Source organism: Rhodococcus sp. PSi06 (assembly GCF_054960675.1).
Genome location: NZ_JBHNYO010000010.1, coordinates 164,426 through 184,520, shown reverse-complemented (window position 1 = coordinate 184,520; position 20,095 = coordinate 164,426). Strand labels below are relative to the sequence as shown.

Annotated in this window: 18 protein-coding genes; 10 read left to right on the top strand and 8 right to left on the bottom strand. The window is 65.4% G+C overall.

Going from position 1 to position 20,095, the window contains the following annotated elements; translation table 11 throughout:
- Positions 1 to 9: 9 nt before the first annotated feature.
- Positions 10 to 651 (bottom strand): TetR/AcrR family transcriptional regulator, encoded by a 642-nt coding sequence (locus ACFI9K_RS15035; protein WP_462664228.1) that lies wholly within the window; start codon positions 649 to 651, stop codon positions 10 to 12.
- Between the two features lie 93 nt (positions 652 to 744).
- Between ACFI9K_RS15035 and ACFI9K_RS15030 the strand changes: the two genes are divergently transcribed.
- Complete coding sequence (locus ACFI9K_RS15030) at positions 745 to 2,058, top strand: D-arabinono-1,4-lactone oxidase (RefSeq protein ID WP_462664227.1); 1,314 nt, start codon at positions 745 to 747, stop codon at positions 2,056 to 2,058.
- A 61-nt stretch (positions 2,059 to 2,119) separates the two neighbouring features.
- The gene (locus ACFI9K_RS15025; RefSeq protein ID WP_462664226.1) at positions 2,120 to 3,607 is read left to right on the top strand and encodes a molybdopterin-dependent oxidoreductase; all 1,488 of its coding nucleotides are present in this window, start codon (positions 2,120 to 2,122) and stop codon (positions 3,605 to 3,607) included.
- Position 3,608: 1 nt separating this feature from the next.
- On the opposite strand, the gene ACFI9K_RS15020 is transcribed toward ACFI9K_RS15025, so the two are convergent.
- Together ACFI9K_RS15020 and ACFI9K_RS15015 are read right to left on the bottom strand one after the other, a co-directional pair.
- Positions 3,609 to 4,550 (bottom strand): adenosine deaminase, encoded by a 942-nt coding sequence (locus ACFI9K_RS15020; RefSeq protein ID WP_462664225.1) that lies wholly within the window; start codon positions 4,548 to 4,550, stop codon positions 3,609 to 3,611.
- 10 nt (positions 4,551 to 4,560) lie between these two features.
- Positions 4,561 to 5,352 carry an enoyl-CoA hydratase/isomerase family protein gene (locus ACFI9K_RS15015; protein ID WP_462664224.1) on the bottom strand — a complete coding sequence of 264 codons (792 nt, stop codon included), beginning with the start codon at positions 5,350 to 5,352 and terminating at the stop codon, positions 4,561 to 4,563.
- Positions 5,353 to 5,439: 87 nt separating this feature from the next.
- Here ACFI9K_RS15015 and ACFI9K_RS15010 point away from each other — a divergent pair, with 87 nt between their 5' ends.
- A complete protein-coding gene (locus ACFI9K_RS15010) occupies positions 5,440 to 6,585 on the top strand; it encodes an acyl-CoA dehydrogenase family protein (protein ID WP_222093591.1) in 1,146 nt (381 codons plus the stop codon).
- A 61-nt stretch (positions 6,586 to 6,646) separates the two neighbouring features.
- Here the strand turns inward: ACFI9K_RS15010 and ACFI9K_RS15005 are convergent, their stop codons facing one another.
- The 3 genes from ACFI9K_RS15005 to ACFI9K_RS14995 all read right to left on the bottom strand — a co-directional run bounded on the left by ACFI9K_RS15005 (position 6,647) and on the right by ACFI9K_RS14995 (position 9,196).
- Positions 6,647 to 8,104 (bottom strand): DHA2 family efflux MFS transporter permease subunit, encoded by a 1,458-nt coding sequence (locus ACFI9K_RS15005; RefSeq protein ID WP_462664223.1) that lies wholly within the window; start codon positions 8,102 to 8,104, stop codon positions 6,647 to 6,649.
- Positions 8,101 to 8,718, bottom strand: a complete 618-nt coding sequence (locus ACFI9K_RS15000; RefSeq protein ID WP_462664222.1) for a PadR family transcriptional regulator — start codon at positions 8,716 to 8,718, stop codon at positions 8,101 to 8,103. The genes ACFI9K_RS15005 and ACFI9K_RS15000 overlap by 4 nt, the downstream gene beginning before the upstream one ends.
- Positions 8,719 to 8,992: 274 nt before the next feature.
- A complete protein-coding gene (locus ACFI9K_RS14995) occupies positions 8,993 to 9,196 on the bottom strand; it encodes a cold-shock protein (protein ID WP_008714360.1) in 204 nt (67 codons plus the stop codon).
- A 173-nt stretch (positions 9,197 to 9,369) separates the two neighbouring features.
- Here ACFI9K_RS14995 and ACFI9K_RS14990 point away from each other — a divergent pair, with 173 nt between their 5' ends.
- A complete protein-coding gene (locus tag ACFI9K_RS14990) occupies positions 9,370 to 10,113 on the top strand; it encodes a GNAT family N-acetyltransferase (RefSeq protein WP_462664221.1) in 744 nt (247 codons plus the stop codon).
- A gap of 85 nt (positions 10,114 to 10,198) precedes the next feature.
- Entirely contained in the window at positions 10,199 to 11,212 is a 1,014-nt protein-coding gene (locus ACFI9K_RS14985; RefSeq protein WP_462664220.1) for a glutathione S-transferase family protein, read from the top strand.
- A 9-nt stretch (positions 11,213 to 11,221) separates the two neighbouring features.
- On the opposite strand, the gene ACFI9K_RS14980 is transcribed toward ACFI9K_RS14985, so the two are convergent.
- On the bottom strand, positions 11,222 to 11,602 hold the full coding sequence (locus ACFI9K_RS14980; protein WP_462664219.1) for a VOC family protein: 381 nt from the start codon (positions 11,600 to 11,602) through the stop codon (positions 11,222 to 11,224).
- The gene (locus ACFI9K_RS14975; protein ID WP_462664218.1) at positions 11,599 to 12,453 is read right to left on the bottom strand and encodes a helix-turn-helix domain-containing protein; all 855 of its coding nucleotides are present in this window, start codon (positions 12,451 to 12,453) and stop codon (positions 11,599 to 11,601) included. Before ACFI9K_RS14975 ends, ACFI9K_RS14980 begins: the two co-directional genes overlap by 4 nt.
- Before the next feature lie 98 nt (positions 12,454 to 12,551).
- Between ACFI9K_RS14975 and ACFI9K_RS14970 the strand changes: the two genes are divergently transcribed.
- From ACFI9K_RS14970 to ACFI9K_RS14950, 5 genes are all read left to right on the top strand, one after another.
- A complete protein-coding gene (locus ACFI9K_RS14970) occupies positions 12,552 to 13,271 on the top strand; it encodes a hypothetical protein (protein WP_222093598.1) in 720 nt (239 codons plus the stop codon).
- Between the two features lie 43 nt (positions 13,272 to 13,314).
- Positions 13,315 to 14,154, top strand: a complete 840-nt coding sequence (locus tag ACFI9K_RS14965; RefSeq protein WP_462664217.1) for an LLM class F420-dependent oxidoreductase — start codon at positions 13,315 to 13,317, stop codon at positions 14,152 to 14,154.
- 106 nt (positions 14,155 to 14,260) lie between these two features.
- Positions 14,261 to 15,349, top strand: a complete 1,089-nt coding sequence (locus tag ACFI9K_RS14960) for an ABC transporter ATP-binding protein (protein WP_462664216.1) — start codon at positions 14,261 to 14,263, stop codon at positions 15,347 to 15,349.
- Positions 15,346 to 16,116 carry an ABC transporter permease gene (locus ACFI9K_RS14955; protein WP_462664215.1) on the top strand — a complete coding sequence of 257 codons (771 nt, stop codon included), beginning with the start codon at positions 15,346 to 15,348 and terminating at the stop codon, positions 16,114 to 16,116. Before ACFI9K_RS14960 ends, ACFI9K_RS14955 begins: the two co-directional genes overlap by 4 nt.
- Before the next feature lie 105 nt (positions 16,117 to 16,221).
- Positions 16,222 to 20,079 (top strand): ABC transporter ATP-binding protein, encoded by a 3,858-nt coding sequence (locus ACFI9K_RS14950; RefSeq protein WP_462664283.1) that lies wholly within the window; start codon positions 16,222 to 16,224, stop codon positions 20,077 to 20,079.
- Positions 20,080 to 20,095 lie beyond the last annotated feature (16 nt).

The window sequence follows — 20,095 nt, the reverse complement described above, 5'->3', positions numbered from 1 at the left end:
GGCGAGTGCTCACCGGTCCAGGGCTTTGCCCGCGATCAGCCCGGACAGGTCGTCGATCTGCGCCAGCACCTCGAGGTCGTCGCCGTCGACCAGCCACCGCAGCACCAGCCCGTCGAGAGTGGCCATCCCGAAACGCGCGATCGACTCCACCGGCTCGAGCCATCTCGTGCCGGTGTGATCGGAGCACTTCTCGAAGAACAACCGGGCCTCGGAGTCCCGGATGCGGTACTGACCGTTGGCAATTTCGGCGGCGGTGGCCGACCCGAGCGCTCGATGCCGAAGCAGGTAGGTCTTGATCTCGTACGCGAGCAACTGCCGATCCGGCGACTTCTCGATCAAGAACCACACCGCGCTCAGTCCGCCGTGCACCAGCTCTCGCAGACCGCGAACTCCGGGCAATTCTCGAGTTCCGACGGCGCTGTCCAGTGCGGCGTGGAGGATCTCCGTCACGTCGACGATGAGGTGCTCCCCCATCGCGATCACCAGATCCTGCTTGGTCTCGAAGTGATACTGCACGATGCCCTTGGTGACATCTGCGTACTCCGAGAGCGCGCGCACCGTCAGGGACTCGATACCCACCCGCTCGGCGACGTCGATCGCCGCCTGCACCAGTTGTGCGCGTCGCACATCCGCGGGCAGCCTCGCTTGCATCACCCGATACTAGGGCGCGGCCACCGTCTGTGCCGCCGTATGCCCATGCCGGAACGACCTGAGGTTTTGTTTCGGGGGTGGGATAGTGATGCGGTGGTCGAGCGGCATTGGGAGAACTGGGCAGGTAATCAACACGCATTTCCGGTGCTTCGAGCCGAACCGTCGTCGGTGGACGAGCTGCGTACGGTTCTACGGAACGCCGTGGATACAGCACGGTCGGTGCGATGCGTCGGAGCCGGTCACTCCTTCACTCCGATCGCCGTGACCGACGGAGTTCAGATCGGCCTCGACGCGGTGCGCGGGATCGAATCGGTGGTCCGCGACGACGACGGCGGCGCCCGGGTGACGGTGTTCGCCGGCACTCGGCTGCGCGAGCTGACCGCCGGGCTCTGGGACCTCGGGCTGGCCATGACCAACCTCGGCGACATCGACGAACAATCCGTCGCCGGCGCGATCTCCACGGGCACGCACGGAACCGGAGCCCGTTTCGGCGGCATCGCCACCCAGGTGCACGCGCTGGAACTGATGACCGCAGACGGTGAGCTGGTGCAGTGCTCTCGCGAGGAGAACACCGAGCTGTTCGACGCGGCCCGCGTCGGGCTCGGTGCACTCGGCGTGATCACGAGGGTCACGCTGGACTGCGTGCCGGCCTTCGCGCTGCTTGCCGTCGAGGAGCCATCGACGTTGCGGGCCACCCTCGCCGAGCTCGACGCCACCGTCGCGGGTACCGACCACTTCGAGTTCTACTGGTTTCCGCACACCGACCGAGTGCTGACCAAACGCAACACCCGCCTGCCCGGTGACGCCGTACTGCGTCCGCTGGGGAAGGTGCGTTCCTACCTCGACGACGAGTTGCTGTCCAACACGGTGTTCGAGGGCCTCAACCGCCTGGTGACGCGCATGCCTGCCGTGATCCCGCGGCTGAACGCGGTCTCGGCCCGGGCGTTGTCGGCTCGCGAGTACAGCGACCGCTCGTACCGGGTGTTCGCATCCTCGCGCACCGTCAGATTCGTCGAGATGGAATATGCGGTGCCGGCAGCCGAGATCGGCTGGGTGCTGGGCGAGGTGGATCGCTGGCTCGACCGGTCTTCGACGACCGTCGCGTTCCCGGTGGAAGTGCGCTTCGCCGCCGCCGACGACATCTGGCTCTCCACGGCCTACGGACGCCCGACGGCCTACATCGCCGTGCACCAATACCACCGCCGCGATCACCGCGACTACTTCGACGCCGTCGAATCCATCTGCCGGAGCGTCGGCGGCCGACCGCACTGGGGGAAGCTGCACTCCCTCGGTAGTACGGAGCTGCGCGATACCTACGAGCACTTCGACGACTTCGTGTGCATCCGCGATTCCGTGGACCCGCACGGGCTGTTCGGCAACGACTACCTGGATCACCTGCTGTTGTGAGCGGTATCTCGTAATCCGCTACGAAATACCGCGCACCACAGATTCGCTTACATTGGTGCGAGTGAGTACAGGAAAACGCGCGTTGTCCGGCATCATCGCCGCCGGAGTCGTCCTCGGCGTCGGCGAACTGATCGCCGTCCCCAGCGGACCGAACTCGTCCCCACTGACCGCCGTCGGGTCCTCGGCCGTCGACAACAGTCCGGCCCCGGTCCGTGAATGGGCCATCGACACGTTCGGCACCTCGGACAAGCTCGCCCTGTTCATCGGTATGGCCGTGGTGATCGGTGCTATCGCCGCAGCCGCCGGCATTGCTCGCAAGCCGATCGGTGCGGTGGTGTTCGCAGCACTGGGTGTACTCGGCGTCCTTGCAGCGGTGACGCGACCGGACGCCACCGCCTTCTACGCGGTCCCCACCATCGGCGGCGTCATCATTGGCATCGTCGTGCTGCACGCTCTCATCGGAGCCGCCGCCCCGGCGACCGAGGGGATGAACCGACGCAGCTTCCTGACGCTCGCCGCCGGTGCCGCGGTATTGGGCATCGTGGCCGGAACCGCCGGACGAATGCTCACCTCGGCGCGAGCCGTCACCGCAGATCGACTCGGCTTCATGCTTCCGACCCCCACCCCGCAAACGCCGATACCGGCCGCGGCAGACCTGCAGATCAACGGCCTCGCGTCGTACATCACCCCGAACGAGGACTTCTACCGCATCGATACCGCGCTGGTCGTGCCGCGGGTGGCGTCGGACACGTGGTCGCTGCGCATCCACGGCATGGTGGACCGCGAGATCGAATTGACGTTCGCCGATCTGGCCCAGCGGCAAGCGGTGGAGAAGACAGTCACGTTGACGTGCGTGTCCAACGTCGTCGGCGGCGAGCTCGTCGGCAACGCGACGTGGATCGGCTACCCGCTCAAGGACATTCTCGAGGAAGCGGGCATCTCACCCGACGCAGACATGGCCCTGTCGTCGAGCAGCGATGCCTTCACCGCGGGCACTCCCCTCGAGGTTCTGCTCGACGGCCGAGACGCGCTGTTGGCGGTCGGCATGAACGGGGCACCACTGCCCGTGGAGCACGGTTACCCGGCGCGAATGGTGGTCCCAGGACTGTACGGGTACGTCTCGGCGACCAAATGGGTCACCGACATCGAGATCACCCGATTCGACAAGGTCACCGCGTACTGGACCGACCGTGGCTGGGGTGTTCTGGGCCCGATCAAGACCGCCGCCCGCATCGACACTCCCCGGTCGGGTAGCTCCTTCGCCGCCGGGAAGACGGTGTTCGCCGGCGTCGCCTGGGATCAGCACACCGGTATCGAGGCCGTGGAAGTGCAAGTGGACGAGGGCAATTGGATGCCGGCGACCCTGTCGGAGGAGTACTCCAAGGACACGTGGCGGCAGTGGATGATCGAGCTCGATCTACCCGCCGGTCAGCACGCGATCCGGGCCCGAGCAACCAACTCCGCCGGCGAGCTGCAGACCAACAAGACTGCAGACACCGTCCCCGACGGAGCGACCGGCTACCCGAAGATCTCGGTGACGGCGACCTGATCTAGCTCGCTGGGAAGCTGGCACGGACCGAATTGTCCGCCAACTGCTTCCGCTCGTCCGCGGTGAGGCCCATGCCTGCTTCGAGGGCGGTGAAGTTGTCGTCCACATAGCCGCCGAAATAAGCGGGATCATCGGAGTTGATCGACACCGACAGCCCTCGCTCGAGCATCTGTCGAAGCGGGAGCTGCGCGACGTCGTCGATCACCTTGAGCCGAACATTGGACAGCGGGCAGACGGTGAGCGGGATCTGTTCCTCGACAAGCCGATTCACCAGCGCCTCGTCCTCCAGACACCGGACGCCGTGATCGATGCGCTCGACCTTCAGCAGATCCAGCGCCTGCCAGATGTAGTCGGGTGGGCCTTCCTCACCGGCGTGCGCCACCACGTGCAGACCTTCGGCGCGGGCCTTGGCGAACACGTCGACGAACAGCGACGGCGGGTAGCCGACCTCGGCGGAATCGAGACCGAGGCCGATGATCGGTGCCTTCATCGCCAGCAGATCGTCGAGCAATTGGTTGGCATGCAGCACCGGCTTGTCACGCAGGATCGAGGCGATCAACCCACTGGTGACGCCGAATTCGCGCTCGCTGGACGCGCACGCGTCGGCCAATCCCTCGACGACGGCGTCGAGGGGTACACCGCGCTCGGTGTGCGCCTGCGGGTCGAAGAAGATCTCCGCGCGCGTCACCCCGGCCTGCGCGGTGCGGCGGAAGTACGCGCGCGCCAGATCTGCGAAATCCTCGGCCGTGCGCAACACGGCCATGTTCGCGTAGTACAGATCGAGGAAGGACTGCAGGTCGGTGAACTCGTACTTCGCCTGCAGTTCGTCGATGTCCTTGTAGGGCAACGCGATTGCGTTGCGCTCGGCAAGATCGAAGATCAGCGCCGGTTCCAGCGACCCTTCGATGTGCAGGTGCAGTTCGGCCAGTTGATCGTTACTCACTCATACGATCCTACTTGCCGGTGTACGTCGCCTTCCCCGGGCCGACCTCGAGGAAGCTCGTCACCGCGCCGCGCAGATCCTCGGTCTCGAACAATGCGCCCGACACCTCCGAGGTGATGTCGTCTGCGTGCGCGATCCCACCCGAACGCCAGGCTGCCACAATCTGTTTCGTTGCCGCATGTGCGACGGTGGGGCCGTCGGCCAGCCGGTGCGTCAGCGCGAGTGCCGCGGCATCGACGTCGTCGTGGATCTGATTGACCACACCCCACTCCTTCAACTTCTGCGCGTCGTAGAGATCCCCGGTCATGACGAGCTCGCGGGCCCGACCCGAACCGGCTCGCTCGGCGAGACGCTGCGGCCCACCCATCGACGGTGTCAGCCCGACGACCGTCTCGACGAGACCGAACTTCGCCTTGGGTCCGGCGAGGATGATGTCGCAGGCCAGCGAGATCTCGAACGCCGCCGTCAACGTCAGCCCGTGCGCGGCGTAGATCACCGGGCACGGCAGCGCCTCCAGCGGATGCGCGATATCGGCGAACAAGCCGCGCCACAGATCGGCACCCTTGGCCGCGCTCAGACCTTGGAACACATGTACGTCCACGCCGGCCGAGTTGACCTTGCCCTCGGCGCGCAGCAGCACCGCACGCGGCGGATTCGCCACCAGCTCGGCGACGTTCGCGGCCACTGCGTCGAACATCGCCTGATCGAAAAGGTTGAGCGGACCGTGATCGAAGGTGAGCACAGCGATCTCTGCGCCGGCATCGGTGGTGGATCGAACGAGCGTAGTGGGTGCGTCAGCCATGTCTCGCATAGTGCCACACGTGTTCGGGGGCGTTGTTACCAACGAGTATTGTTCGCATGATTAGCCGTTACCGAGAGGAACAAGTAAGTGAAGCGCAGCCTGTTCGAGTCCGACCACGACGACTTCCGCGCATCGGTACGCGAGTTCGTCACCAGGACCATCACACCGGTCGAGGAAAAGCTCGTCGAACAGCGATACATCGACCGTGAGATCTGGCTCGAAGCGGGACGCAACGGCTTCCTCGGTCTCGAAGTGCCCGAGGAATACGGTGGCAGCGGAGCCGAGGACTACCGATTCAACGCCGTTCTCGGTGAGGAACTCGCTCGCTCGAGTGCCGCGGTGGCGTCGTGCTTCGGTATTCACGTGGACATCGTCGCGCCCTACCTCGTCAAACTCACCACCGAGGAACAGAAGAAGCGCTGGCTGCCCGGGTTCTGCAGCGGCGAGATCCTCACCGCCATCGCCATGACGGAACCCTCCGGTGGCTCCGACCTCGCGGCACTCAAGACCACCGCCGTCAAGGACGGCGACGACTACATCATCAACGGATCCAAGACATTCATCACCAACGGCAACTCCGCCGACCTCGTCATCGTCGCCACCCGCACGACGCCGGAGAAGAAGGCCAAGGGCATCACGCTCTTCGCCGTCGAGAACGGCACCGAAGGATTCACCCGCGGCCGCAAGCTCGACAAGGTCGGTCAGCCCGAATCCGATACCGCCGAACTGTTCTTCGAGAACGTTCGAGTGCCCAGCGCCAACATGATCGGCGAATTCGACGGCGGCTTCATCCACATGATGCAGCTGCTCCCCCAGGAACGCATCAGCTGCTCGGTGGCCAACCTCGGACACGTCCGGCCGATTCTCGACGAGACTCTGCAGTACGCCAAGGACCGCAAGGCCTTCGGTCAGCAGATCGGCTCGCTGCAGTGGAACAAGTTCCTGCTCGCCGAGCTGGTCACGAAACTCGATGTGGCACAGGCGTACATCGACAACTGCATCGCCGCCCACGGCCAGGGTGAGCTGACCGCCATCGACGCGGCCAAGGCCAAGTGGTGGAGCTCGCAGGTACAGAACGAGATCCTCGACCACTGCGTCCAGCTGCACGGCGGCTACGGCTTCATGAACGAATACCGCGCCGCGCGCGCGTGGAAAGACGCTCGCGTGACCAAGATCTGGGCCGGATCGAACGAGATCATGAAGGAACTGATCGGCCGGGACCTGGGGCTGTAGAGCGGCTTCGCCGCATGTGAGCGGAGCCTGCGGTCGTTCCGCAGGCTCCACTCGCACATGGTTACTTGAACGCGGGCCGGGCGTAGAAGCAGACCGCGATCATGCCGACGATCAACACCGCGGCAGGAAGAATCAGCGACTGCGCCATGGCGGCGGTGAAGCCGTCACGCAGCATCTCCGGCACTCGTCCGGCGAATTCGTTTGCACCCGAGGCGGATCCCTGTGCGGGAAGCTCGGCGGCCAGCCTCGACTGGATCAGCGCACCGATACCTGCGCTACCGAGAACCGATCCGATCATGCGGGTGGTGTTGTAGATTCCCGAACCGGCTCCCGCCTGACTCATCGGTAGATTACGAGTTGCCGTGGCCGCCAACGGCGACCAGATCAAGGCATTCGCCACACCCATTGCTGCGACGGGGAGCAACAACTTCCAGATCGCCGTCGTGGGCGTCATCTCGTAGGCGAACCACAGCAGCGACGCGGCGAGGATGAACAGTCCCGAGCCGGCGATATACCGCGGGTGGGTCTTGTCGACGAGCTTGCCGATGTTGGGCGCGAGCAGTCCGGTCAGCAGTGCCATCGGGACGAACAGCAATGCCGATCGAGTGGGCGTCAGACCGGTGACGCTCTGCGCGTAGAACATGATGGGTAGCATCATGCCGGCCGTCGCGAAACCCATTGCGGCGATACCGATGTTGGACAACGAGAAGTTACGGTCGCGGAACAGGGCCAGCGGTACCAACGGCTCGTTCTTGTTGACCGACTGCCAGTAGAGGAACCCGGCGAACACGAGGACACCGACACCGATGAGGAGCCAGACGCCGATACCCCAGTCGTACTTCTGCCCCTCCTGAATGCCGAACACGATGCAGAAGAGTCCGATGGCGCTGAGCGCGACACCGAGCAGATCGAACTTGTGATCGTTGGTCGGCAGCACCGGAACGAACTTCAGTGCCAAGGCAATTGCGATGATTCCGACGGGCACGTTGATGAAGAAGATCCATTCCCATCCCAGCGAGTCGACCAACACGCCGCCGAGAATCGGCCCGACGAGCGTCGCGACGCCGGCGACCGCGCCCCACGCCCCCATCGCCGTTCCACGCTTGTCGGCGGGGAACACGCGGGTGATCACCGCCATCGTTTGCGGAGTGATCATCGCCGCGCCGAGTCCCTGAACCGCGCGGGCCGCGATGAGCATCTCGATGGAACCGGACAGCCCACACCACACGGACGCGACGGTGAACAGCACGAGGCCTGCGATGTAGAGATTCCTGGGGCCGAACTTGTCGCCCATTCGACCGGTGACCAAGAGCGGTACGGCATACGCCAGGAGATAGGCGCTGGTGACCCAGATGACGTTGTTGATGTCGGTGTTCAGCCCGGTCAGAATCGCGGGTTGCGCGACGGCCACGATCGTGGTGTCCACCAGAATCATGAAGAATCCCAGGCAGAGCGCCCACAGCGCGGGCCACGGTCTGATCTCGCGCTGCGCCGGGGCGGCAGTCTCGACGGCATTCATGTAGCGCTCCCTATTCCCGAAGTCGGGTTCGTGTGGTGTGCGGAGATGTGGTGCGGCCACTCGAGCTCGCCGCTGTCGACGCGCTCGATGTAGCTCGTCAACCACGTCACTTCAGCAGTGAGCATGTGATAGGTGTAATCGATTCCAGCCCAATAGATTTCGGATACTCTGCGTTCCTCGGCCAGGCGCTGGAAGCCGGACAGTTCCTCGATCTCCCGAGACAGGTCGTCGATACGCGCACGCAGCAACGCAGTTGCTTCGGACGCGGGCAGGTTGTGCATCTCGGACAGGCCGAGGGTGAACTGTGGATATTCACGCACCGGGGCACGCAGAATCTCGGCGAGTCGGTCTACGAGAACCCGCCTGCCGGAGGACGTGATCTCGTAGGTGGTGCGCTCGGGGCGATTGCCGTCGCGGTCGGTTCCGACCTCGGCGACCAGTTCCTGTCCGTGCAGTCGAGCAACAGCGTGATACAGCGATCCCGGGCGAATCTTGACGATTCGGTCTTCTTTTCGTTCCAACAGAAGCTGGTACATCTCGTAGGGATGCATCGGACCCTCCGAGAGCAGGGCGAGAACCGAGACTCCCAGCGGATTGACTGCCTCCCGTCGCATCCGTCATCTCCCGAGTCGCTATTCCAACTGAATTATTCCAGTTGGAATATACGAGCCTGCGTGTCCGTCACGCAACCCGGACAAACCTCTGAGCTGCCGAAAACCGGGCAGAAACGCCAAACGGGACACCGGCACCGGCCAGTATCCCGCTGAAACAGACGAAGGCCGGATACTCGGAATTTCTTCCGTGTATCCGGCCTTGTCACCGAGTTTCTGGTGGGGATTACTTCGAGAAGGTCACACCACCAGGAGAAATCGGGTTACGAAGCTTGAATCAGATGGCGCGGACGCCGGTAGCCTGGGGGCCCTTCTGACCCTGGCCCACCTCGAACTCCACGCGCTGGCCCTCGTCGAGCGACTTGAAGCCGCTACCCTGAATCTCCGAGTAATGAACGAAAACGTCCGGTCCGCCACCATCCTGCTCGATGAAGCCGAAGCCCTTTTCGCCGTTGAACCACTTCACACTGCCCTGCGTCATTCTGTAAACCTTCTGTAAGCGAGCTAGATCTTCACGTCGAAGCTCTAATCTCGAATGCGAGTCTGCCATCAATCGGCGCTCAGCGATACACCGGGGGCAAAAAAGTTCGAAAGATTGCTTTTGGACCGCGAAACCGAAACGACGCCCACAGGCGTCGTGGCTACTCTCGACACGTGGATCCTTCTGAATTCGACGCCGGCCGATTCGACTCCCACAAACTCGACATCGTCCGCCTGGCCTGGTGCCGGCAGCTCGGCTTGGACGACACGGCACTCGATACCGACGCCGACCGCGTCGAACATCTCGCCGGGACAGACGACGTCACCGTGCTGGAGCTGGCCGGCACCACTGTGATCGCGGGACCGTCCTGGGCCCTCGACGCCGCCCGCTCGATCACCGGCAGGCCAGGGGCGGACCGAACCTGGATGTCCGCCCTCCTGGGTGATCACGCCGGGCCCTACGAGATCGACACCTACTCGCTGGCATACGGGTCCGAGATCGGCCACACCATCGACGTACACGATCCGCTCATCTCCCACGATGCGGTCCATGCCCGCAACCTCGCGGCGCAGTGCAGCGACGCCGACGTCGCAGAGGCATTCGGAGAGGCGGTGTCACGGAACTGGTTCACACTGCTCGGCGACGACAGACCGGCGGACTCGGCGCGGTCCCTCGCCACCGCCGGCTACTCGGAAAGGCAGCTGATCCTGGCCGACATGCGGGTCCTGACGGATCCGGACCATCGCCGACGGGGTCACGCTCAGGTGGTCGGGCAGCTGGCGACCAACGACGCCATCGACGAGGGCCTGATTCCACAATGGCGCTCGCGCCCCGAGAACTCCACTGCCCGACGCCTCGCCGCGCGGTTGGGATACATCGACATCGGCGTATGCCACACCGCCGTCGTCCGAGCCTGATCCGGTTGGGCACGCTCGGAACTGGGTAGCGTCGAGTCAACCTGCCGGTGCGCCGGAGCAAGAACGATGTGAGGAGTTCGAGAGCATGGCCGATGACGCCGCATACGTGGAACCGGGCAAGGAATTCAAGCGCGACACCAACTACATTCCGACCCGGATCACCGCCGACGGCCGGGACGGTTATCCGGTGGAGGCGGGCCGGTATCGACTGATCGCTGCCCGCGCCTGCCCGTGGGCCCACCGATCCATCATCGTCCGTCGCCTACTCGGGCTCGAAGACGCACTGTCCCTTGGCATTCCGGGCCCGACCCATGACCCGCGCAGCTGGAACTTCCAGGAGGAGCCCGGCGGGGTCGACTCGGTTCTGCAGATTCCTCGGCTGCAGGACGCCTACTTCGCCCGCTTCCCGGACTACGAGCGCGGCATCACCGTCCCCGCCATCGTCGACGTTCCCACCGGCGAGGTCGTGACCAACGACTACCCGCAGATCACGCTGGATCTGTCGACCGAGTGGACGCAGTACCACCGCGACGGCGCCCCCGATCTGTATCCGGAGGCCTTGCACGGCGAGATCGACGAAGTCGCCGATCTGGTGTTCCGGGACGTCAACAACGGCGTCTACCGCTGCGGATTCGCCGGTTCGCAGGAGGCATACGACAAGGCCTACGACCGGCTGTTCGCACGCCTGGACTGGCTCGTCGAGCGCCTGGCCACGCAGCGCTACCTCGTAGGAGACCACATCACCGAAGCAGACGTTCGGCTGTTCACCACCCTGGTTCGCTTCGATCCCGTTTATCACGGCCACTTCAAGTGCAACCGCAACAAACTCACCGAGATGCCGGTGCTGTGGAACTACGCACGCGACCTGTTCCAAACCCCCGGATTCGGAGACACCGTCGACTTCGACCACATCAAGCGGCACTACTACGAGGTGCACACCGACATCAATCCGTCGGGCATCGTGCCGAAGGGACCGGACCTGGCCGGCTGGCTCGAACCGCACGGGCGCGAATCGCTCGGCGGGTCGCCCTTCGGCGACGGCACCGCCCCGCCACCGCCCAAGCCGGACGAACTGGTTCCGCCCGCGCACTGGGTGTGACAGATACAGCTAGGCACCGGAGTAGGTGCCGAAGCTCCAATAGACCCCTTCGGCGTCGCGACAGGTGAAGCCGCGACTGCCGTAGTCCTCGTCACGCAGGCCCTGCGTGACGGTGCCGCCCGCCGCGACGACGCGATCGTGGATGCCGTCCGGGTCGTCGGTGACGATGTAGATCGAACCGACACCCGGCGGCAGTTCTCCGGTGGCACTCGCGTCGCGCACACTGCCCAGCATGACTCCGCCGCCCTGCGGCCAGCGCAGTTCCGCGTGATCCACGCGGTCGCCTTCGCCGTAGACCGCGCGCTCCTCGAACCCCAACACGTCGACGATGAACCGGATGGCGCCGCGTGCGTCGCCGTACTTCAGGGTGGGCCAGATATGTGTCGTCATGAACCGATACTGTCCTCGTCGCCGTCCACCGAGTCTTGGACGAATGGGAACACCTCACGCTCGCGCCACATCGTCGGCGACATCCCCGCCATCGCACGCCATTCCCGGTTCATGTGCGGCTGGTCGTAGAAGCCGCACTCGGCAGCCACCGCGGCGAGATCGGTACAGGCCGGATCGCGCAACCGTCGATGCGAACGATGGAACCGAGCAATTCGGACTGCTTCCTTGGGGCCGACACCGAACTCGGCACCGAACCTCGATGCCACATGCCTTCTGCTCCAGCCGATATCGCGTGCCACCTCGTCGACGCGCGGCGGTGCATCCGACGTCAGTGCACGCCACGCCCCGGTCAACCGCGGATCCACGTAGAACTCCCGAAGGCGGCGCACCAGAATCTCGTCCACCACATCGAATCGAGCCGCCCAGTGCGGTGCCGTACAGACCCGCTCACGGAGTTCGATCGCGTCCGCGCCCAACAGATCGTCGAGTCCGACCAGCCACTCCCCCAGTGCCGCCGAAGGGACACCCAGCAGAGCGCGCGAGCCGAGCGGAGTCAACGACAACTGGATTCCCGATTGATTACCGTCGTGCGCGATCGTCACCGGAGCGGTCGTGATTCCGCTCGCCAGCGTCTCGTACACGCCCGCACCCCGACGGGGAGCCCTGGCAATCTCCAGGCGCGGCTCCATCGCCACGATCACCGTCAGATACGGACCCGGCATCCCTACGTGCTCGCCCGGCGAAAACCCCCGCGCCAGATAACCGTCGTAGGGCCGCACGAACGGACGCAGCGCCGCGCACGGCAACCGTCGCGCACCGTCGGAGACCACCTCGCTCGGAGGAACCTGCACACCGAGAGTCTAAATTGCCTGGTACGTGTGCAAGGAAAGAATTCGCGGGTAATTCCCTTCAGGAGTGTCACCGACGCTCGCAACCGGAAGAGGTATCGATGGCAGGCAAGGACGACGACGCGCAGGTCGAGATCTCCAGTGGCAGCAAGCTCGAACGAGCCCTGGTCAACATCCTGGACAACGCCAGCCGCCTGCAGGGACCGGCCGTCGACAAATACGTCGCGCATGTGCGTCGAGCACACCCGTACGACACCCCGGCCCAGATCATCGAACGGCTCGAGAAGCGCTTTCTGCTCGCAGTCACCGGAAGCGGCTCCGCGGTCGGAGGCGCGGCGGCGGTTCCCGGAATCGGCACGGTGGCATCACTGGCCGCGGTCGGTGCCGAAACCGCCTTCTTCATCGAGTCCTCGGCACTACTGACCTTGTCGGTCGCGTCCGTGCACGGCATCCCCGTCGAGAACCACCAGCAGCGACGCGCCCTGGTGCTCTCGGTGGCCTTGGGTGAATCCGGCATGCAGATCGTGCAACGAACAGTGGGCAAAACGGCCAAGAACTGGGGCCCGCTGGTCACCTCGCGTATCCCGGGCGGCTCGATGGCGAGCATGAACAAGTCCCTGGTCAAGAAGTTCGTGACCAAGTATCTGGCCAGGCGCAGCGCACTGTTGGTCGGCAAGATGCTGCCCGCCGGAATCGGCGCGGCGATCGGCGGCGCGGGCAACCGGGTGGTCGGCAAGGGCGTCATCAAGAACGCACGGGACGCCTTCGGTCCGCCGCCCGCACGATTCCCGGAAAACCGCATCATCGAACCGGACGAGTGAGAACGCGCGGAATCTTCGCGAGCGTGGTGCGTTGGAACCCAACATGACTTCCATACCTGAACTCGGCAAGTACGGTGTCTGGCGACTGCACTCGGCGTTCACCCCCGAACTCTCTCGTGCCATCGAGTCGTTCGGCTACGGGACGATCTGGCTCGGCGGCTCTCCGCCTGCAGATCTGACCACGACCGAAGAGATCCTCGATGCCACCGAGACGGTCGTCGTCGCCACCGGCATCGTCAACATCTGGTCCGACGCAGCCGCCGACGTGGCCGCGTCGTACCACCGGTTGGAGAAGAAGCATCCGGGACGGTTCCTCCTCGGAATCGGTGCCGGACACCCGGAAGCGACGCAGGAGTACACCAAGCCGTACGACGCTCTGGTGAGCTACCTCGACGGCCTCGACGAGGCCGGGGTACCGATCGAACGTCGTGTCCTCGCCGCGCTCGGCCCCAAGGTGCTCGCGCTGGCTGCGAGCCGTACCGCAGGCGCGCACCCCTACCTGACCACTCCCGAGCACACCCGTGAAGCACGAGAAGCATTGGGCGCGAACAAGATTCTGGCCCCCGAACACAAGGTGGTGCTCGAGACCGATCCGGAGAAGGCCCGCGCGATCGGCCGGCCCCCGGTCAACAACCCATACCTGCATCTGCGCAACTACACCAACAATCTGAATCGGCTCGGCTACTCGAACGAGGAAATCGGCGACGGCGGCAGCGACCGCCTGATCGACGCGCTCGTCGCGCACGGTGATGCGGACGCCATCGCAGCGCGGCTCGACGAGCACCTCGCGGCGGGCGCGTCGCACGTCACGCTGCACTCGCTGCCCGACGACGCCGACCCGCTCGTGACCTACCGGGAGATCGCCGCGGCGCTGCATCGCTGAAACCGGGTCCGCCCGCCTGTCGGGTACACCCCGTAACCTCGTGTTCCGGTTGCCGCCACGCAACCGGTACACGAGGTAGAGCGACGGCCAGGGGGACACCGCACAGATGACCAGCTACTCCGCTCCGGCGCTGGAAGCGCAGGCTCTGACGAAACAGTTCGGTACCGTGCGGGCGGTCTCGGAGCTGAGCTTCGTCGTGCCACGCGGAACCGTCACCGGCTTCCTCGGACCGAACGGCTCCGGCAAGTCCACGACACTGCGCATGCTGCTCGGCCTCGTCGCCCCTACCTCCGGCGTCGGCCTCGTCAACGGCGTTCCGTTCCGCTCGGCGACCCACCCGGCCCGTACCGTCGGTGCCGTTCTCGACTCGTTGAGCCTGCACCCCAAGCGCAGCGCCGAGCACCACCTGAAGATCTACACCTCGGCAATCGGGGTACCCGACAGCCGCGCCCTCGACGTCCTGAACCTTGTCGGCCTCGGCGACGCCGCACGTCGAGCAGCAGGCGGCTTCTCTCTGGGCATGCGCCAACGACTGACGTTGGCCACCGCCCTGCTCGGGGACCCCGAGATTCTCGTGCTCGACGAACCGGCGAACGGGCTCGATCCCGAAGGAATCGCCTGGCTACGCGACTTCCTGAAAGCATTCGCAGCCTCGGGTCGGACCGTTCTGGTGTCGAGTCACATTCTCCGAGAGATCGAGCAGACCGTCGACAACTTGGTCATCGTCAGCGCCGGCACGTTGATGTACCAGGGGTCGATTGCTCAGCTGCGGTCGACTCGCCCCAGCCGCGTGCTCGTCGCCGCGTCGGATCCGGCGAAACTCGCGCTGGCCTTGGCGTCGAACGGATTCACCGACACCCAATTACTGCCCGACGGCCGAATCGGCGTCGCCGGCACCGACGAGACCACGATCTCCCGCATCGCCTCCGACGCCGGCGTCACGGTGTTCGGCACCACCGCAGAACACGTCGACCTCGAGCAGGTGTTCCTGTCGATGACGGCCGGGCAGTACACCGCAGCCCCGCTGGGTCAGAACCAGTACGGGCCTCCGCCCGGGTTCCCGCAGGGCAATCAGCAGGGCTATGCGCCACCGCAGAACTACGGACCGCCGCCGGGGTACGCGCCGAATCCGGGGTATGGGCCGCCGCCGCCTGGGTACGGTCCGCCGCAGAACTGGAACGGGGGTTCGCGATGAACGCGCTGCTGACCTCGGAGATCCGGAAGGTCACCACACTGAAGTTCTGGTGGGCTCTGGCGATTGCACCGCTCGTCGTCGGGATCTTCGCATCCGTCATCACCTCGGTTATCTCGAACCAGCTCGGTGAGTTCGAGGAAGACCTCGATATCTCGGGTGGTGTCGCCTCCATCGGCCTCTACGTCGCCGCCGGAGCTGCAATCCTGTTCGCCGGCATCTTCGGTGCAGTCAACGCCGGTACCGAATTTCGACACAAGACCATCACCACCAGCTTCTTGACGGCGCGCGGCCGCGACGGAGTGATCGCCGCCAAACTCATCGTCACCGCACTGTTCGGACTCGGATACGGCCTGGTGGTACTGCTGGCCAGCCTAATCTGCCTGCTGATCTTCAACGACCGGACCGTGACCCTCGACGGCCCGTTCATCGGTGTGGTCGTGTCGTGTCTGCTGGCAATCGTGCTGTGGTCGATGATCGGGGCAGGGCTCGGTCTGCTCCTGAAATCTCCGACGTGGGCGGCCATCGTGCTCGTCGCCTGGCTGCCGTTCGGCGAAGGGGTGATCTCGCTGATCCTGTCGGGCGTGGGCCTGGGACCGGTCGCCACCGTGCTGCCGTCGAACCTGACCCTGCCGACGATGGCGGCCGCGCAATTGGACGGTGTCGGCACTCTGGCGTCGTGGCCGTGGGCACCGCTCGGACTCGCATTGTGGGCAGCGATCCTTGCCGGCGGTGGCTGGTTTCTGGCCCGCACCCGCGACATCGACTGAGGTCGGAACCGGTACTCCCGATCGTCGACGCATGCTGTCGGTACTCGGGTCTACCTTGGTGAACCGATGGCACACAGTAATTCGGTGACGAACCGCAGCGCGACAATGGATCGCGACGCGGCGAACGACGGCACCCTCGCCGAGCCCGTCGAGCCGAGTGACGGAGCCGCTCCGCGAGGCTGGATCCGTCGTTTGACAGCGCAGTGCCTGCTGCACCGTCGCACCGCGCTCGGTGCCCTGGGTGTGACCATGATCGCCGCGGTCATCGACATCTCGTTCCCGCTGCTCACCAGAGTGGCGATCGACGACGCGACCGCTGGCAGAGGCGACGTGATCCTCACGGTCGCGATCGCCATCGCACTGTTGGGTCTGGTGCGATTCGCCTGCCAGTTCGGCAGGCGCATGCTCGCCGGCCGGCTCTCGATCGACGTCCAGCACGATCTACGCCTGGATCTGCTCGCCTCGCTGCAGCGGCTGGACGGTCGCAAACAGGACGAGATCCGTACCGGCCAGGTGGTGTCGAGATCGATCACCGACCTACAACTGGTCCAGGGCCTACTGGCAATGGTGCCGCTCTCGGCCGGAGCGATCCTTCAGTTCGTCCTCGCTCTGCTCGTGATGGCGTATCTCTCGCCGCTGCTCACCGTCGTCGCGGTTCTGATCGTGCCCGCGGTGAGCATCGTCGTCTACCGAATGCGGCCGACCCTCTTCGCCGCCACCTGGTCTGCTCAACAGCGTGCGGCCGATCTGGCGCAGCACGTCGAGGAGACCGTCACCGGAGTTCGAGTGGTCAAGGGCTTCGGGCAAGAAGCTCGAGCGGTCGATCGCATCGAAGACCTCGGCCGGACGTTGTTCGCCGAACGCATGCGCTCGGCGAAGATCAACTCCAGGTTCGCGCCGACGATGGCCACCATCCCGCAACTCGGTCTCGTCGGAGTCATCGCCCTCGGTGGCTACCTCGCACTGCAGGGCCACATCACCATCGGCACTTTCCTCGCGTTCGCGACCTACGTCGCCACACTGTCCGCCGTCACCCGCACCGTCTCGTCCGTGGTCATCATGGCCCAGCTTTCCCGCGCGGCCGTCGAACGCGTCTACGAGGTCGTCGACTCCGAACCGACCGCTGCAGAACCGGCGCACCCCGTTCCCCTGCCGGACGGCCCCCTGGGGATTCGAATCTCCGACGTCACCTTCGGCTTCGAAACCGAGCGGGACGTCCTCACCGATCTGAACCTGACCATCGCCCCCGGGGAGACCGTCGCCGTCGTCGGACACGCCGGGTCGGGCAAGACCGCGCTCGCCCTACTGCTTCCTCGGTTCTACCGCCCGTCGCAGGGACGGATCTCGTTGACGTCGAGCGGGACGTCCATCGACATCGCCGACCTCGACAGCGCGGCGCTGCGCGAGGCCGTATCGCTGGTGTTCGACGAACCGTTCCTGTTCTCGGACACCATCGCCGCCAACATCGCACTCGGCAGACCCGACGCCGGTATCGACGAGATCGAGAACGCAGCACGCCTGGCGCAGGCCGCCCCCTTCATCGAGGCGCTCCCCGAGGGCTACGACAGCATGGTCGGCGAACGCGGGCTCACCCTCTCCGGAGGCCAACGTCAACGCATCGCTCTGGCGCGTGCCCTGCTCGTCGAACCGCGGATTCTCATTCTCGACGACGCCACCTCCGCCGTCGACGCCGAGACCGAGGCCGCGATATTCGACGCATTGCGCGGCGTCCGAACGCGCGCGACCCTCGTCCTCGCTCACCGCCGCTCGACCCTGACGCTGGCCGACCGCGTCGCCGTACTCGACAACGGCCGCATCATCGACACCGGAACCGTCGACGAACTCGACCGACGGTGTCCGTTGTTCCGCGCACTGCTGGCCGACGGTGACGACGAGACCCCCACCGAGACGGCCGGTGGCGCAAGCACACGTGCCGATTCGAATCCGGTGGTGAACCCCTCGTCCGAGACGCTGTGGCCCGAGACCGCACCGCACTCGTCGGCGGAGTCCGGCACCGCCGTACCGTCCACAGCCGGAGGAGGCGGTCACGGAACCGCGATGGCGGGGGCATTCGGCTCGCTCGCGCCCACGCCCGCCATTTCCGCGGCCGTTGCGGCTTTGCCTCCGGCAACCGAGGACCCGGGGGCGTCGGGAGCCGAGCTCCGTCGACCCGATCCGGGTTTCCGGTTGTCGAGGTTGCTCGGGCCGGTCCGGATGTTGCTCGCCGCGGTGGTCGTGCTGTTGGCACTCGACTCCATGGCCTCCATCGCCTTTCCGTCACTCGTGCGCTACGCAGTGGACAGCGGGGTCGCGCGCGGAGACTCGAACACCCTCTGGACAGCCACGTCCATCGGCGTCGCCTTGGCGGCCGCGAGCTGGTTCGTCGTCTGCTGGACGACGATCATCACCGCGAGGGCGGGCGAGCGGGTGCTGTTCGGACTTCGCGTTCGCAGCTACGCGCACATCCAGCGACTGGGCCTGGACTACTACGAACGGGAGCTGTCGGGTCGCATCATGACCCGGATGACCACCGACGTCGACGCGCTCTCGTCGTTCATCCAGACCGGCGCATCGACTGCAGTGGTGAGCATGCTGACCGTCGTCGGCATCGCGGCCGCGCTGCTCGTCACCGACGCTGCCCTCGGCCTGGTGGCTCTGGCCGTCGTCCCACCTCTCGCGGTGGCCACGGTGATCTTTCGCCGGATTTCCTCGGCGGCGTACTCGACCTCCCGCGAGCGGATCTCGATCGTCAACGCCGACTTCCAGGAGAACGTCACCGGTCTGCGCGCGGCCCAGGCCTACCGGCGTGAGGAGTACGCCGCGTCCCGGTTCGCCGAACGCTCCAACAGATACCGTGCGAGCCGAATGCGATCGCAGACGGCGATCTCGGTGTTCTTTCCGCTCATCACGTTGCTGTCCGACATCTCCCTGGCCGTCGTCGTGTTCGTCGGTGCCCATCAGATCGCAACGGGAACCACCACCGCCGGCACCCTGGTGGCCTTCGTGCTCTACCTCGGGCTGCTGTTCGGGCCGATTCAACAGCTCTCACAGGTGTTCGACGGTTACCAGCAGGCGCGCGTCGGCGTCGGGCGCATCGGCGATCTGCTGCGCACCACCAGCTCGATCGAAACCGCCACCACCGCGCACCCGACAACGCTTCCCGGCGGACGTCTACGCGCCGATATCGATCTCGTCGACGTCGGTTTTCGTTATGCGGGGGCTCACTCCGACGCGCTCAGTGAGGTATCTCTCACCATCCCCGCCGGCACCACCGTCGCGTTGGTCGGGCGCACCGGAGCGGGCAAATCCACGGTCGTGAAACTGCTGGCCAGGTTCTACGACCCGACCTCCGGATCGGTGCGCGTCGGCGGCAACGATCTGCGCGACTACCGACTGTCGGACTATCGGCAGCGGCTCGGCGTCGTACCGCAGGAAGCGCACCTGTTCACCGGAACCGTGGCGTCGAACATCGCGTACGGCAGACCCGACGCCAGCCGCCTCGACATCGAGAACGCGGCTCGCTCGGTGGGTGCGCTGAGCACCATCGCTGCACTTCGCGGCGGTATGAACCAGCCCGTCGGCGAGCGCGGCCAAGGACTCTCGGCAGGCCAACGGCAACTGATCGCTCTGGCGCGGGCCGAATTGGTCGACCCCGATCTACTTCTTCTCGACGAGGCCACCGCCACACTCGATCCGGCAACCGAACGCACCGTGCTCGCAGCCAGCGATGCCGTCGTCCGCACCCGCACGGCAGTGGTCGTCGCGCACCGGTTGGCGACCGCCGCGCGAGCAGATCTGATCGTCGTGGTGGACGGCGGACGTATCGTGGAAACCGGACGACATTCGGAACTTCGCGCCCAGGGTGGTTTCTACGCTCGGTTGTGGACTGCGGCCGAAACGAACCGGGGGAATAATTCGATAGTCCACGGAGTCATCGACAACGAGGCCGATGGTTACCGGTGAGTACATATCACAGCTA